The organism is Pedobacter humicola, assembly GCF_056490705.1.
Map to the genome: position 1 here is coordinate 119,084 of NZ_JBWJIG010000003.1, position 15,626 is coordinate 134,709.

A 15,626-nucleotide genomic window follows, 5' to 3' on the forward strand; every position below is an offset into this window, starting at 1 on the left:
TTTAGATTAATAACCTGTATTCTGATGAAGATTTGGATTGGCCGAAAGATCGGTTGGCGGCAATGGATAAAGGTTGTATTTGCCATTTACAGCAGTCCCACCTTTAACACCACCTTTCCATGCCCATAAATAGGCCGCAGTAGTAAATTTTCCGTAACGGATTAAATCTGTTCTGCGACTGGCTTCGTACCAAAGTTCACGTCCGCGTTCATCTAAGATAAAATCGGTAGTTAAAGCACTCAAGGCAACGTTTCCGGCATTACTTCCATTGTAGGCACGGGTGCGCAACTGGTTGATGTAGGATAAAGCCTGTGTTAAACTACCACCGCTACCACCACGCAAAACAGCTTCGGCATACGTTAAATAGGTTTCGCCTAAACGAAATAACGGAAAATCGATATCTGAAAAGTCTTTCGCAACATCCTGATGTGGCGCGGGACCGCCTGAGCGTGTTTTATTGCGGAATTTGGTGCTTGAATATCCATCGTTAGAAGTATATAAATCGTTCACTTCCATATTTTGGCCCGACATATAGAACTGCGCCCTTGCATCTGTTGCGCCTGTCTTATCGTCAAACAGATTGACAAACTGCTGAGTAATCCTTAAACCGCCCCAATCGCCGTTCGATCCTGAAACTTCAGCAGGAACATGTGCCGGACCATGCATCAGGTAAGTTGTACCACCAAAATTTTGGGTACTTGTACCATCGTAATTGATGGTGAAAATATTCTCGTCGGTGTTTAAATGGTTATCGGCAATGGTCAATTCACGGTAGTTGCCATGTAGCGTATAACCTGCAGCAGTAATTTTGTTGCAGTAAGTAATCGCATCAGTATACCTGGCAGTACCTGTATATATTGCTGCATTCAGATAAATTCTTGATAACAAGGCCCAGGATGCAGCCCTGTCTGCACGGCCATATTCGTTGGTTTTTGGTGCAGCCAGATCATTTTCAATGGCCTTAAGCTCTGATTCCACATAGGCGAATAAATCTTTACGGGCAATCTGTTTTGGCAAATCCTTGCCCCCAATTTCAGTAGTTTCGGTAACGAGTGGCGGATTGCCATAAATATCCATCAATACCGCATATTGATAAGCCCTGATAAAACGGGCTTCGGCCCTAAAACTGCGCACCTGATCTGCATCGGCCCCCACAATTCCCCTTTTACTTAAATTATCCTCAGAAGATTGATTGATAAAATCGTTACAAAGTGTAATCTGAAAAAACGAACGGTAATATAAACCATTAATAATCGAATTGATTGACGACCAGCTCATTTCGTGCAAACCCTGAATGCCTGCATCGTTTTGCCACGACCAAACCGCCTCATCGGTTGTTAATTCCTGCAGATTCCAGTACAGACGGAGAAAATCGGAGTTGCCTTCATCTTTGATAATTTCGACAGGGATATCTGGCTGACCAACCGATGCATTTCCGGTAAGGGCAAAAGCACCATAAACCTTTGCCAGCGATTGTTTGTAACCAGCTGCCGAGGTGTACACTTTATCTGCGGTAAGATCATTCGTAGGTACTAAATCTAATTTGTTGCACGACGTGGCAAGCATACCGATGGCACAAACGAGTGTGAATAATTGTAAAACACTTGGTTTCATATATTTTGTATTAAAGCAGTTCATCATCTTAGAAATTAACATTTAAGCCTAAAGAAAATATTCTTGGTCGTGGATAGATGTTGTTATCCACCCCTGAGGCTACCTCTGGATCCAGACCTTTGTATTTGGTCATTACAAACACATTCTGCACACTGGCGGTTAAGCCTAAATTTGCTTTGGTTTTTAAGATCTTACCAAAGGCATAACCCAGATTAACATTGTCCATCCTTAAAAAAGAAGCATTTTGAACATAATAATCGCTCAATAACTGCTGTGTTTTAAAATTGGTAGTCAGATAATTTGGTGAAGCGTTTAAAATAACTGCCGTACCCAAAATCTGGTTTAAATTTCCGTTTTGGCTATAATTATTGTTGTACACATAATTGCCTAAGTTGGCCCTCAAAGTGAAAGACAGGTTCCATTTTTTGTAGCTTAAATTGTTGCTAAAACCCAGAAATACTTTGGGATCGGCCTGTTTTCCTTTTTTGAAATCATTCTGATTGATTACCCCATCACCATTCTGATCTACATATACCCCCTCAATTGGATTTCCGCTCTGATCGTAAGTCTGTTCAAACAGATTGAAAGTATTTTTAGGTCCACCAACGGCATTAATAAAGGCATTTTGCCCCCCAACACCACCAGCAATGGTTCCACTCGGAAAGCCAGCATAATTTGGATCATTTGGTACAACCGTTAAATTGGTGATGGTATTTTTGTTATAAGTGGCATTAAAGCTAAAATCCCAGTTGAAATCTTTCTCTCTGATGGGGTTAAAATTCAGGGTTAACTCCGCACCTTTATTTTCCATATCGCCCACATTCACAATTGCCGTTGCGGCAAAATTGGTTCCTGCAGGCTGGGGAATTAAATTCAACAAATCGCTGGTTTTCTTGCGGTAAACTTCGAGGGTACCCGTAATGCGGTTATCCAAAAATCCGAAATCTAAGCCGATATTGGCTGTTGCGGTTTCTTCCCACTTAATATTTGCGATATAGGCGCTTGGGCGGTACATCTGGTAAAAAGCGCTGCCAAACTGGTAAGAGGCATTTAAGGCGCTCAAACCATAGGTAGACATGTATCCGTAATTCCCAATCCCGTCTTGCTGACCGGTGATGCCGTAGCCCACACGCAGTTTTAATGCAGAAACGATTTTGCTGTCCTTCAGAAAAGATTCATTTTTAACCGTCCAGGCTAAGGCCGCAGATGGGAAAACGCCGTATTTAAAAGAAGGACCGAAACGGGATGAGCCATCTCTACGGATTGTTCCCGTTAACAGGAACCGATCATCATAATTATAATTTAACCTTCCAAAATAAGAGATTAAACGGTATTGCGGTTTATTAAAAGCAAAAGCAGGATCAGAATTCACTACCTTATTCCCATAAGCATCAAAACTTGGGTAGTTGTATTGTGTGGTTAAATAATCATTGTAAGAGTAACCTGCTGTGGCATCTACCCTACTTTTAATCGATTTAAACTCTTTAATGTAGTTCAGGTAGAAATCCAGAACGGTATTTCTTCTGTTCTGCTTATACTGATTGTTTACGCCATTGCTTAAAATCGATTCTGCAGCATTTGGGTCTACATAAACCGTTCCTTTACCCGAAGCTACATCATAAGCAGCATTTAAATTGGCATGCAATTCTGGTAAAAAGTGAAAACTATAATCCAGTTGAAGGTTACCGATGCTGCGCATCGGTTTCGCACGATCTTCTCTTTGTTCCAATAATCCAACCGGATTACGGCCAACCAAATTCACCAGACCGGTTGGTGTACTTGGATCTAACCATTCCCAATAGCCATTATAATCAGACCGGTTGGTGTAAGTAGCTTGAGTGGGGTCGAAGCTCACCGCCCCGCCAATCGCCGAAGTATTTGCAAAACGCGTTTTCTGCATACTTCCCTTTAAGTTGATATCCAGTTTTAGGTGATTGTCAAAAAACCTTGGATTGAAAACAACAGCCGCTGAAGTTTTTTGCAATTCGTCCGTCCTCAATACGCCGGTTTGATTTTGATAACCCAGCGATAAACGGTAAGGCAATTTTTTAATCCCCCCGCTAATGCTAATGTTGTTATCGGTAGAAAAACCATCCTGATAAATCAAATCCTGCCAATTGGTATTAAAGGTACCCAACTGTGCTTTTTGCGCTGAAGTGCCTTTTGCATTTACTATCGAGCGGATTTCATCAGCACTCAATACATCTAACTGTTTGGTTAATGTAGAAACAGAATTCACTGAATTGAAAGTCACTTTTAAGGCGTCGCCCAAACCTTTTTTTGTGGTGATGATAATTACACCATTTGAGGCCCTTGCACCATAAATTGCTGCTGCTGATGCATCCTTTAAAACTGTAAAGGTTTCAATATCATTAGGGTTAATAAAACTCAATGGGTTTGATGCGCCCGAGACCCCACCGCTCTCTAAAGGCACACCGTCTATAACAAACAAAGGATCGTTACTGGCATTTAACGAAGAACCGCCTCGGATCCGGATGGTACTGCCACTCCCCGGCTGACCACTATTAGACGTAATCGAGACTCCCGATACCTTACCCGACAACATCTGCTCCGGTGTACTGATACTCCCCTTTTGGAAATCTTTCACACCAACAACAGCTACAGATCCCGTAAGGTCTTGTTTTCGCGTAGTGCCATAACCTACCACAACCACATCGTTTAAAGTAGAGGCGTCTTCAATTAAAGTGATGTTGAGTGCTGTAGATTTAGAAACAGGAACTTCCTGTATTTTATAACCTACCGAGCTAAACTCGAGGATGCCCGCCTTAGCAGGTATCTTAATACTAAAATTTCCATTTGCATCAGTTGAGGTAGCAATCGCCGTTCCTTTTAAGCGAATACTTACGCCGGGCATACCCAAATTATCGGGGGCTGTTTTAACAACACCGGTAATGATAGCCTGTTGAGCAAAAAGATATCCATGGGTAAAAATCAGTAGTAAAAGCATTAACATCCGCTTGTTACTCTTGATGAAAGATGTAAAAATGTGCATAGAATATTATGGTTAGAATTAACGATACAAATGAAGGTTTTATGGTTTTATCTGCCTTGTGCTATCGTTCATTTCTTTTGTGCTAATCGACATATTATTGGTTTAAATCGCTATAAATCACATCCATCAACCTAATCCTGATAAAAAATCAATTATCTTTATCGCTTCAGAACTCCCTGACCAAACAATTAAATGAATACGCTAACGAAAACCTTTTTCCTGCTCTTCTTTATTTTTTCAACAGGAAATATTAGCGCACAAAATTTAAAGTTTAAACATGTTAGTGTAGAAGACGGATTATCGAACAGCACTATCGAATGTATCTTTCAAGATCACCGGGGCTTTATCTGGTTTGGCACACGTGATGGTTTAAATAAATACGATGGGAACCAGATTACTGTTTTCAAACACAACAATAACGAAAACAGTATCAGCGATAATTTTATCAGGTGCATCTTTGAAGATCAAAACCATACCTTATGGATCGGTACATCAGATGGTCTGAACAGATTTAATGCCGAAAAGAACAACTTTGTAACCTATAGGGCCAAAGAGAAAAAAAACCAGACCAATAACATCATTACCTCGGTTAAAGAAACTGGTAAAGGAATCTTGGTGGGCACTTATGGCGGCGGACTTAATCTACTCGACCAGAAATCAAATACCTTCAGCCGGTATCAGTACCAGTCCGATCAGTTAAAAACCGGCCGAAGGGATTACATCAACGATCTTTACTGCGATGCTAAAGGAAACATCTGGATCGCTACCGACGCAGGAATACATGTTTTAAATTTGAATTCAGGCAGATCTACAGTCATAAAAGCATTAGGAAATGAATCCTTTAGGGTAATCAAAAAAGCTCCAAATGATACTTTTTGGTTTGGAACAGAGGAAAACGGCTTAATCCATTACGATCCTGACAAAAACACCGTTAAAACCTATCAGCATCAGGAAAAAAATGGCACCAGTATCGGCAGTAACCTGGTGAGGGCCATTGCTTTCGACAAACATAAAAACTTATGGATTGGCGGCATTAATGGGGGTTTAAATCTTTTTAATTCAAACACCGAAACATTCACACATTACCAGAACGAGCCTGGTAATGCCTCCAGTTTATCGCAACGTACCGTTTCGGCCCTTTTTATCGATCGGCAGGAAAACTTATGGATTGGAACACACCGCGGTGGAGTAAACCTGTACAGCCCACAAGCTGAAAAATTTAAGCTGGTACGTCAGGAGCCCAACAAAAACAGTTTAAGTTACAATGATGTGAGGGCTTTCCATGAGGATAAATCTGGCAATATCTATATCGGAACCGATGGTGGCGGACTCGATATTTACAACAAAGCCAGCAAAGCCTTTATCCATCACCGCTATAATCCATTTAACCCAAATAGTATTGGTGCTGATGCCATCCTGGACATTACGGAGGTAAAAAATAGTATGTTGCTGGTGGGCACATGGGCAGGTGGATTAAACCTCATGCACAGTGATGGCTCTTTTACCCGTTTTAACCATAGCGCCAATCCGAGCTCCATTTCATCGGATTATGTGCAAAAAACGTTCGAAGACAGCAGTGGAAACATTTGGATAGGCACTTATTATGGTGGCTTGAACCTTTTTGATCCCAATACCAAACAGTTTAAACGCATTACAGCAGGAAAAAATGGCAGTCAATTATCGGGCAACAACATTGTCTCCATTAATGAAGATCAATATAAAAACCTGTGGATCGGCACTGACGATGGTGGTTTAAACTGTTATAACCTCCATACGCAAGTGTTTACCCATTATTTTATGGGTAATGGAAAAAAGCCGGATTTAAGGGTGATTTTTATCGACAGCAAAGGGATTTTATGGGTCGGACAGGCCGGACTTTACCGTTTTAACCGGACAAAAAATAAATTTGAGCTTTACACCACAAAGGCAGGCTTATCTACCGAGTTTATAAAAGGAATAATTGAGGATGACAAAGGCAACTTCTGGATTTCGACCGCGCATGGACTTACAAGATTTAATCCCCATAACGAAACCTTTAAAAAGTACAATACGGGCGATGGTTTGCAGGGACTTGAATTTGAAACCAATGCGTATTTAAAAACACGGGATGGCGAAATGTTTTTCGGCGGGATAAATGGTTTCAATTCATTCTTTCCTGACGATATCAAAACCAATAAGTTTATCCCGCCCGTTTACCTTACGGAGTTTCAGATCTTCAATCAAAAAATTCTGCCCAATACAGAAGGGTCTGTTCTGGAAAACGACATTAGCTATACGAAAGAAATCGAGCTGGATTATGATCAGGCCTCCATATCGTTCCGTTTTGCCAGTTTAAATTATGTAGCGAACGAAAATAACAATTATGCCTACCGCTTAGAAGGTGAGGATAAAGACTGGATTTTTGCGGGCCATGTGAAGCAGGCCTTTTACACCAATCTTGATCCCGGTACCTACACATTTAACGTAAGGGCATCGAACAACGATAATGTGTGGAATACCACCGCGACTAAGCTAAAAATCATCATTTCTCCTCCTTTTTGGGCTACCTGGTGGTTTAGGCTCATTGTTGTTGCCACAGCCCTTTATTTAACATATTTGGCGCTAAGTTTTAAACGCAGACTCGAAATTAGAAAAATCGAAGAAGAAAAAAGAGAAGAAATGCATCAAACACAGCTTCAGTTTTTCACCAATATTTCGCACGAGTTCCGTACCCCTTTATCATTAATATTAGGCCCCATAGAACGCCTGTTGAAAGAAGATACACAAGAAAGTTTCCAGAGTTATTATAATACCATTCACCGCAATGCAAACCGTTTATTGAGGCTCATCAACGAACTGATGGATTTCAGAAAAACGGCTTCAGGTGCTTTAAAGTTAAACGTCGTAAATGGAAACCTTAACCTTTTTATTGATGAGGTTGCCGAAGAGTTTTCAGAAATGGCCGCTGAAAAAGAAATCAGCTTTACCGTAGAAAAGGAAAATATCCCTGCCGACATCTGGTTCGACAGGCAGGTGATCGAAAAAATTATCCTCAACCTGATCAACAACTCCATCAAATACACTAAATCGGGTGGAACACTTAAACTTCAGGTTTTTCATGATCTTAGTGCGCACAAACCAGCTTTCGAAAACCAGTTGGTGATCAAAAGTGATTATGAAGCCAGTGCTTACATCTACTTCAGGGTGATTGACAGTGGCATTGGGATCTCAAAAGATTCTATCCAACATTTATTCGAACGTTATTACCGGATTACCGAAACACATCTGGGATCGGGAGTAGGCCTGGCTTTCGTAAAAAGCCTAACTATCCTCCATAAAGGGCTGATTCAGGTATCTAGCGAAAGAAATAAAGGAACTGAAATAATTATTGGCATCCCAGGTAGCAAAATAGATTATACGCTAAACGAACAGTTTAGCCAAAACAACGAACCCGGAGGAACACGTTTGGAAAGTATCAATTATCGATCGGAAACGGAAGTACCACAAACCGATATAGAACCAACACCAGCAGATGTTGCCACAAGTATCCTGATTGTGGATGACAATGAAGAGCTGCGAACATTTTTAAAGGATACCTTAAGTCCGTTTTACAGCATTTCCGAAGCTTCGGATGGCCATTCAGGACTTGAACAGGTTAAAAACAATTTGCCAGACCTGATCATCAGTGATGTAATGATGCCTGGAATGAATGGAACCGATTTTTGCAAGCTTATTAAGGAAGATATCGAAACCAGCCATATTCCATTTTTAATGCTTACGGCAAAAAATAGTGTTGAAGCTGAAATTGAAGGTGCCGAATCGGGTGCTGATCTCTATTTCACCAAACCCATCAACATTAACCTGTTGCAGCTCACCATCAAAAACATTTTCGAGCAGAGGCAGAAATTGAAAGATCATTATTTAAAAAACAAAGACACCGAGCCTAAAGCGCTCGCTTACTCTGAAAGAGACAAAACTTTTATCACTAAGTTATTGTCGATTATTGATGCCGAAATGATCAACCCTGAAATGGATATTGATTATTTATGTAAAGAAATCGGCATGAGTAGAACCAAGTTATATCAAAAAATAAAATCGATAACAGGTCAGTCTATCGGTGAATTTGTACGATCTGCCAGGCTCAGAAAAGCGATTGAGATTATGAAAACCGAAGATGTATTAATGACAGAGGTGATGTACCGGATCGGTATACAAACACAATCATACTTCACAAAGGCCTTTAAAAAAGAATTTGGAGTAACACCAACAGGTTATATGCAGCATTTGAAATCCTAATATAAATGATGATAAACACATCATCTAAGCATAGTCGCAGCATCTTTCACTACCTTGCCTAGAAATCTTATTTTAAGGATACCCGTAAAAGTAAAAAAGCCCTTCAATCCTGAGAGGGCTTTTTCATAGTCGTCTATCCCTATAAGTAGGAAGCCCAAAACTAATTAATGCGTTTAATATTTTTCGGGTTTGAATAAACTGAACAGAAAAAAATTTCCACTCAATTTATCTTTATTATTTCAGGCTTATTGTGCTTTTAAACGGCTATAACGAATGATTACTCTATTCCTTTTGCGTTCATTGGAATCACATAAAGCGATTTTGAAGCTGTAATAAACAGCATATTTTTATCCTTTCCACCAAAACAAATGTTCCCGCACCACTCTTCAGGCACATCAATATGTCCGATTTTTTCTCCGGTAGCCTTGTAAATATTCACTCCTTTTCCAGTTACGTAAACGTTCCCGTTGCTATCTAAAGTCATCCCATCAGAATGTTGGTTCAGAAAAAGCTGCCTGTCTGTTAATCTGGCATCGGCACCAATACGATAACGGTATGTTTTATTGGCGTTCATATCGGCTATATATAAAAATTTACCGTCTGGCGTACCCACAATACCATTAGGTTTAATCACATCATCAGCAACTACAATGGCTTCTTTTTTTCCTTTTGGAAGATAATATACTTTCTGCCCCTCGATTTCAGACGATTTACGCGTCCAGTAATCGCGCTGATAATAAGGATCAGTAAAATAAATACCGCCTTTATCATCTAACCAGATATCATTTGGTCCGTTAACCTTTTTTCCCTCATAATCACTAAAGAGCACCTTTATCTTTTTGTTTTTATCGATAGACCAGATCTGGTTGTTTTCATCCGCACAAACAATCAGGTTACCCTTTTTATCGAAATAAGTGCCATTTGCCCTCCCCGATTTATCCATATATAGGCTCAGTTTGCCATCTATACCATATTTCCAGATCTTATCGTTGGGTTGATCGGTAAAGAAGACATTGCCTTGTTTATCAACCGATGCACCTTCCGTGAACTTAAACTGTGCAGAAATCACCTTTAAACTGTCCTGAACAAAAAGATTTTGATTATTAGTTTGCGCAAAAGAGGCAATGCCTATGGCAGAAAATGCCAGAGATAAGAAATATTTTTTCATTTGTGTTTTTATTATTTGTATAGACTTCGCAGATATTACAAACCTGCGAAGTCTATAATGGTAAAGATATTAACTTACCCGCTTTCCTTTTAGTAACATATCTAATGCATCATTCAGCGTACCGGCCTTTTGCACCTCCCCTTCGTTTACAAAATAGATTTCATCAGCATTTTCGATGGTATTTAAACGGTGGGCGATGATCACAAGAGTAGTTTCTTTTGAAAGTTTATTTAATATGCTTCCCAAAAGTTGTTCGGTTATGGTATCGATGTTTGCCGTAGCCTCATCCAGGATCAACAGTTCTGGATTTCGCAAAACCGCACGCATAAAGGCAAGCAGCTGTTTCTGCCCCAAACTGATACTGTCCGATCCTGAAGTAATCTGTGTATTTAATCCTTCATCAAATATGGCCAAAAGGGCGTTCAGATTCGCTTCTTCGATTATTTTCTCCAGCTGTTCGTCAGTTACCTCTTTGTACAGACTGTTGCCATATAAAATATTTTCTTTTACCGTTCCGGTAAATAAAAATGGTTCCTGCAAAATGAACCCAATTTTTTGTGTTCTTTCTTCTGCAGAAAATGAACGGATATCTTTGCCGTTTAAGAGCACTGTTCCTTTAGTCGCATCGTACAAACGCGAAATCAAAGAAGCTGTGGTGGTTTTTCCGCCTCCTGTTGGACCAATTAAGGCATAAGTTTTACCTTTTTCAAACTTTAAGTTAATGTTGTGGAGGATTTCTTTACTATCGTCGTAAGAAAAATGAACATTTTTAAACTCCAGTAATGCATCAGAAGTGATGGTTTCGTTAACGTCTGACTGTTTCAGGTTGCTCTCCAGTGATAAGATCTGAGAAATCCTGTCCCAACCAGCCATAGCAACCTGAAAACTGGTCCAAAGGGCAGCCAACTGCCTTAACGGATTATAAAAATTAGTAGTATACGCAATGTAACTCACCAATAAACCTAAAGTAAAGTTGCCTTTAGAAATTAAATAAATACCAAACAGCAAAGTAATTAATTGTGCTATACTCGATAAAAGGCCATATACCGGCACAAAGATATTATTGGCCAAACCTGCACCAATGGCTGTTTTATAATTTTCCGTATTGGCTTCATCAAAACGTTTTCTGAAATAATCCCTGCGGTTAAATGCAATGATCACTTTAAAATTGTTCAGGCTTTCCTGTATTTCGGCACTCATTCCGCCAACGCTTTTCAAGTTTTTGGTATTTTTTCCTTTTACCCAAGGCGATAAAGCCACCGTAAAAAGTACAATAACCACCGCAGGCGAAAGTGTCGCGGCACCAAGCTCTACATTGATCGAAAGCAGGAAAATACCGGCACCGATCATCGTTACGATGCTACCGATAAACTGCATTAACGACTGAGAGAAAAACTGATTGAGCTTATCGGTATCGTTATTCACTCTTGAGATCAGATCGCCGGCTTTATTCTGGTTAAAAAACGAAACGGGCAATTCCTGTAGTTTATTAAAAATGGCATTGCGCAAAGTATACAGCATTCTTTGTCCTACGCCCCCCATCAACCTGGTTTGGGTATAACCGGTCACCATGGCAACCATATACATCACCAATAATATACCGCCGAAAATAAGCACACCATGAAACTGTTTGGTGCGGATATAGGTATCAACAGTATGGCCAACCAATAATGGGCCTAAAAGCAATAAACCCGAATTCACCAAAATGGCAATCAACGCCAGCCAAAGATTTCTCCGCTCAGCAGAGATGAGTTTTAGCAGACTCTTTAACGCCTTATAAGTTGATTGCTTTTCCTGCTTGTTGCTAAGCTGGTTAAGATTGTAGTTCATAATTGCTGGTGCTCTGTTGTGAATTGTAAATCTGAACATATTCAGGACTGCTTTTCAACAATTCCTGATGGGTTCCTTCTGCAATGATTTCGCCTTGCATCAGCAAAATCACTTTGTCGTAATGTTCAACAGAAGCTATTTTTTGGGTAATCGAAAGTAAAGTTAAACCTGGATAATTCTGCTGGATATTCTCTAAAATCCTTTTCTCGGTATTGGTATCTACCCGCGCTGTAAAATCATCGAGCAATAAAATTTTAGGATTCACAGCCAGGGCTCTGGCTAACATGATGCGCTGTTTTTGTCCGCCCGAAAGGCTGTTTCCCCGTTCCGAAACAATGGTATTCAATTGGTCGGGCAAAGCATCTACAAAATCTTTAAGTTCGGCAGTGGCAATGGCTTTGGCCAGAGATTCATCCGTAACGGTATCGCTAAAGGCAATATTTTCCCTGATGCTCATGTTAAACATAATACTGTCCTGAAACACAAAACCTACCTGCTGGTGAAAATTCTCCTGGTTGTATTGTTTGATTTCTTCGTCATCAAATAATACCGCGCCCGAATCCGCATCGATCAATCCCGTTAAAATATAGAGCAGTTGTGTTTTTCCCGCAGCAGTTGGACCAATAATGGCCGTTTTAGAACCTGCTTTGGCAGAAAACGAAACCGATTTTAAAACTGGTTTTTGTCCAAAATTTAAGCTAATATCTTTTACTTCCACATCACCCCGTAATTGTGTCGTTAATGTACCGGGATGATTGATCTCCGCAGCATTGAGCACACTTTCTATCCTTTGGTAAGAGGCGGTGGCCTGGGCAATCACATTACTCATAAACCCGATTACCAGAATGGGGAATATAATCAGCGTAAGGTAACTGCTAAAAGCGGTAAACTCTCCCAGGGTCATCGAATTGGTAATTACAAAGTGACCACCCAATACCAAAATACATAATCCTGATAAATTAGCGGTGAAAACAATAACCGGAATCAGTGCCGCAAACATGCGAAGGATGGAAATTCCTAAATCCCTGGCTTTGGCATTTGCATCTAAAAATTTATTGTACTCTAAGGCTTGCGAATTAATTACACGGATTAGGGCTGATCCCAAAATACTTTCGCTGATGACCTTGTTCAACCAGTCGATCACTTCCCTACTTTTCTTGAAAAGTACCCTAACCTTGCTCAACACATAGAAAAATGCACCGCCTATAATCGGTACAATGGCAATCACGCAAAGTGCCAGTTTCCAGTTGATCATCAGGAGCAGAATACTGGCCCCAACAATTAAAAAGATAGACGAACAAATAGAAACGATAGCCTGAGAAACAAACATCTTGATCGAATCGGCATCTGCAGTAAGATTGGTGAGCAGTTTCGAGGGATTAGCCTGAATGATATAGGCATGGCTCTGTCGCGAGATCTGATCAGATAACCTGGTCCTTAAATCTCTTGCCACACGTTCCGATGCATAGGTTTGCACAATACTCTGTAAATAAGTAAAGATAAAAACCAGCACAATCGCCAGCGAAAACTGGAAAAGAATGAATTGAAGGTTAAAAGTTTTGTTGGTATAAGAATCGATACCGCTAGCAATAATCTTCGGTAACAGCAAGTTGATACCGTTACTGAGTAATGCAAAGAGGATCAGCATAAAAATTAAGCCCCTGTAATTTCCAAGTAAACTGAAGATACTCGGCTTTTTGGCTCCTTTGGTTTTTTCCATATCAATGAAGATACCTTAAATTGTAGATTCCAAATTTAGCCGAATTTATTGATATCGTTTGTAAGAAAGTTATAGAAGAAAGGGTTTATTATAAATAGGCGGGTAACTAGGTTACTCGCCCATTCAACAGTTAACCACTTATTTGCTTTCCTTCAAAACCATATCAATGGTAATCGCAGTGGCTACGATCGCAACCTTTTGATTGCTTTCAGCATAACTGGGATCAATAGAAACGTTGTATTTATCGGCGGTGGTAAAAACCTCTTTCAAAGCACCAGCCCATTTTTTGTTGATTTTGCCCATTTGAGCTCCTGCATGATTCGTAATGCTAAAGTTCCAGGCCTTCCAATCGCCAGAGATTTTTGCAATCTCCTCGCCCGATGTTGGGCTCGAAATGGTAAAAGTTGGTTTAAAAAACTTAAATTTTTGTTTAATAATGCCCACTTCAACGCCCATCGGATCGGTAACAATAATTTTCGACATCCAGAACGTCCAGCCTCTGGTAATGGTAGCCTGCAACTGGTCGTTGGTATCGGTAATTTCGAGTTTAAAAGGCATCATCCGCTTATCAACCAATAAGGTTAAAGCCTTTTGCCAACCTGAAATACGCTGTTTAATAATCCCGATCTGTACACCCTGATCGTTGTACACTTTGTACTCGTTCGCAAACTTCAAAAAGTTTACCTTCTCATCAATAAAATACTCATCGCTTAAAAAAAATGGAGGGATCTGCTTGTTCATACTTTAGATTAAATATTAGATAAGCGGCTAAAATATATATATATTTTCACTGCAGGTTCTAATTAGGTGTATTCGCGGCACAAGCACTCATTTTAAACGGGATGGCAGCGATATCCCCCGATTTTTCATCGGGGATTTAGCGAACAGCCCGTCTACATTTCCCGATGAAAGACTACAGTACCTTTCCAAACGATTTAAAAACCTATTTGCAACTAAACATTGTTAACTTTGCAGCAAAAGCCATTGAAGAAAATGGTTAAACCCAAAACACATGATTGAAATAGGAAAATACAACGAGTTAAGGATTTTAAGCAAAACAGAAGCTGGATTAAACTTAACCGACGGCGATAAACTGGTGATCCTGCCTTACCAATACGTTCCGAATGGCGTAGAAATTGGCGATAACATTAATGTTTTTGTTTTTGTACAAAAAGATGGCCGTTTAACGGGAACAACCCAAAAAGCATATGCCGAAGTGGGCGACTTTGCTTTTCTAAAAGTGGTTTCTGATGGTGATGATGGCGTATTTATGGACCTGGGGATCGACAAAGACGTATACGTACCAGACCGTGAACAAAAAAGGCCGATGCAAAAGGGCTATAAATATGTAGTGTATTTATACCTCGATGAAAGTAACGACCGCCTGCTGGCTTCATCTAAACTCTACGATTTTGTGGAAGAAGACGGCTTCGATTTTGAAGAAGGTGATGAAGTGAGTTTATTGATTACCGAAGAAACCGATCTTGGTTTTAACGCTATTATTAACAACACGTATATTGGTTTACTGTATAACAATGAGGTTTTCGATAACATTCAACCGGGCGAGATGCGCAAAGGCTGGATCAAGAAAATCCGTGTGGAAGGCAAGATTGATTTAACCCTGCAGCCAAGTGGTTATGGCCATATCCTCGATTCGAAAGAGATGATGCTGAAAGAATTGAAAAAGAGTGGTGGCATAATCGAACTGGGCGATAAAAGTTCTCCTGAAGATATTTATCACCGTTTCCAGATCAGTAAAAGCGCCTTCAAAAAAACCATTGGCTCATTGTACAAAGAGCGCCTGATTATGCTCTCTGACGATTCGATCAGACTGATTACAGACGACGAAGCGGAGTAAAAGTAATTAGCCCCGCCTGCCCGATTGTTCAGGCGGGGAAATACAGATTAACATGGAATCGGCTCATTTCTCCGTGATTTCCGTATCTCCGTGGCAAAAAAACAATGCCCCCCTCACCATAGGTGGCGACCAATCATAAGGGTCATGA

8 protein-coding genes are annotated in these 15,626 nt (G+C 40.2%); 2 read left to right on the forward strand and 6 right to left on the reverse strand.

Annotated elements, in window-relative coordinates; translation table 11 throughout:
• Window positions 1-6: 6 nt before the first annotated feature.
• Both AC04Q1_RS06675 and AC04Q1_RS06680 read right to left on the reverse strand, forming a co-directional pair.
• The gene (locus tag AC04Q1_RS06675; protein WP_478363029.1) at window positions 7-1,614 is read right to left on the reverse strand and encodes a RagB/SusD family nutrient uptake outer membrane protein; all 1,608 of its coding nucleotides are present in this window, start codon (window positions 1,612-1,614) and stop codon (window positions 7-9) included.
• Between the two features lie 28 nt (window positions 1,615-1,642).
• Window positions 1,643-4,627: a SusC/RagA family TonB-linked outer membrane protein gene (locus AC04Q1_RS06680; protein WP_478363031.1), complete on the reverse strand. Its 2,985-nt coding sequence runs from the start codon at window positions 4,625-4,627 to the stop codon at window positions 1,643-1,645.
• 192 nt (window positions 4,628-4,819) lie between these two features.
• Here AC04Q1_RS06680 and AC04Q1_RS06685 point away from each other — a divergent pair, with 192 nt between their 5' ends.
• Complete coding sequence (locus AC04Q1_RS06685) at window positions 4,820-8,902, forward strand: hybrid sensor histidine kinase/response regulator transcription factor (RefSeq protein WP_478363033.1); 4,083 nt, start codon at window positions 4,820-4,822, stop codon at window positions 8,900-8,902.
• Between the two features lie 277 nt (window positions 8,903-9,179).
• Here AC04Q1_RS06685 and AC04Q1_RS06690 read toward each other — a convergent pair whose 3' ends face one another.
• From AC04Q1_RS06690 to AC04Q1_RS06705, 4 genes are all read right to left on the reverse strand, one after another.
• On the reverse strand, window positions 9,180-10,070 hold the full coding sequence (locus tag AC04Q1_RS06690) for an SMP-30/gluconolactonase/LRE family protein (protein ID WP_478363035.1): 891 nt from the start codon (window positions 10,068-10,070) through the stop codon (window positions 9,180-9,182).
• Window positions 10,071-10,139: 69 nt separating this feature from the next.
• Window positions 10,140-11,900, reverse strand: coding sequence for an ABC transporter ATP-binding protein (locus AC04Q1_RS06695; protein WP_478363037.1), 1,761 nt, complete (start codon window positions 11,898-11,900; stop codon window positions 10,140-10,142).
• Entirely contained in the window at window positions 11,884-13,620 is a 1,737-nt protein-coding gene (locus AC04Q1_RS06700) for an ABC transporter ATP-binding protein (RefSeq protein ID WP_478363039.1), read from the reverse strand. Before AC04Q1_RS06700 ends, AC04Q1_RS06695 begins: the two co-directional genes overlap by 17 nt.
• Before the next feature lie 138 nt (window positions 13,621-13,758).
• A complete protein-coding gene (locus tag AC04Q1_RS06705) occupies window positions 13,759-14,361 on the reverse strand; it encodes an LURP-one-related/scramblase family protein (protein WP_478363040.1) in 603 nt (200 codons plus the stop codon).
• 271 nt (window positions 14,362-14,632) lie between these two features.
• Between AC04Q1_RS06705 and AC04Q1_RS06710 the strand changes: the two genes are divergently transcribed.
• Window positions 14,633-15,478 (forward strand): CvfB family protein, encoded by an 846-nt coding sequence (locus tag AC04Q1_RS06710; RefSeq protein ID WP_478363042.1) that lies wholly within the window; start codon window positions 14,633-14,635, stop codon window positions 15,476-15,478.
• Window positions 15,479-15,626 lie beyond the last annotated feature (148 nt).

Bases quoted from the DNA above. Each gene is read 5' to 3' on its own strand.
- AC04Q1_RS06675 (WP_478363029.1), bottom strand. From the start codon at position 1,614: ATGAAACCAAGTGTTTTACAATTATTCACACTCGTTTGTGCCATCGGT.
- AC04Q1_RS06680 (WP_478363031.1), bottom strand. From the start codon at position 4,627: ATGCACATTTTTACATCTTTCATCAAGAGTAACAAGCGGATGTTAATG.
- AC04Q1_RS06685 (WP_478363033.1), top strand. From the start codon at position 4,820: ATGAATACGCTAACGAAAACCTTTTTCCTGCTCTTCTTTATTTTTTCA.
- AC04Q1_RS06690 (WP_478363035.1), bottom strand. From the start codon at position 10,070: ATGAAAAAATATTTCTTATCTCTGGCATTTTCTGCCATAGGCATTGCC.
- AC04Q1_RS06695 (WP_478363037.1), bottom strand. From the start codon at position 11,900: ATGAACTACAATCTTAACCAGCTTAGCAACAAGCAGGAAAAGCAATCA.
- AC04Q1_RS06700 (WP_478363039.1), bottom strand. From the start codon at position 13,620: ATGGAAAAAACCAAAGGAGCCAAAAAGCCGAGTATCTTCAGTTTACTT.
- AC04Q1_RS06705 (WP_478363040.1), bottom strand. From the start codon at position 14,361: ATGAACAAGCAGATCCCTCCATTTTTTTTAAGCGATGAGTATTTTATT.
- AC04Q1_RS06710 (WP_478363042.1), top strand. From the start codon at position 14,633: ATGATTGAAATAGGAAAATACAACGAGTTAAGGATTTTAAGCAAAACA.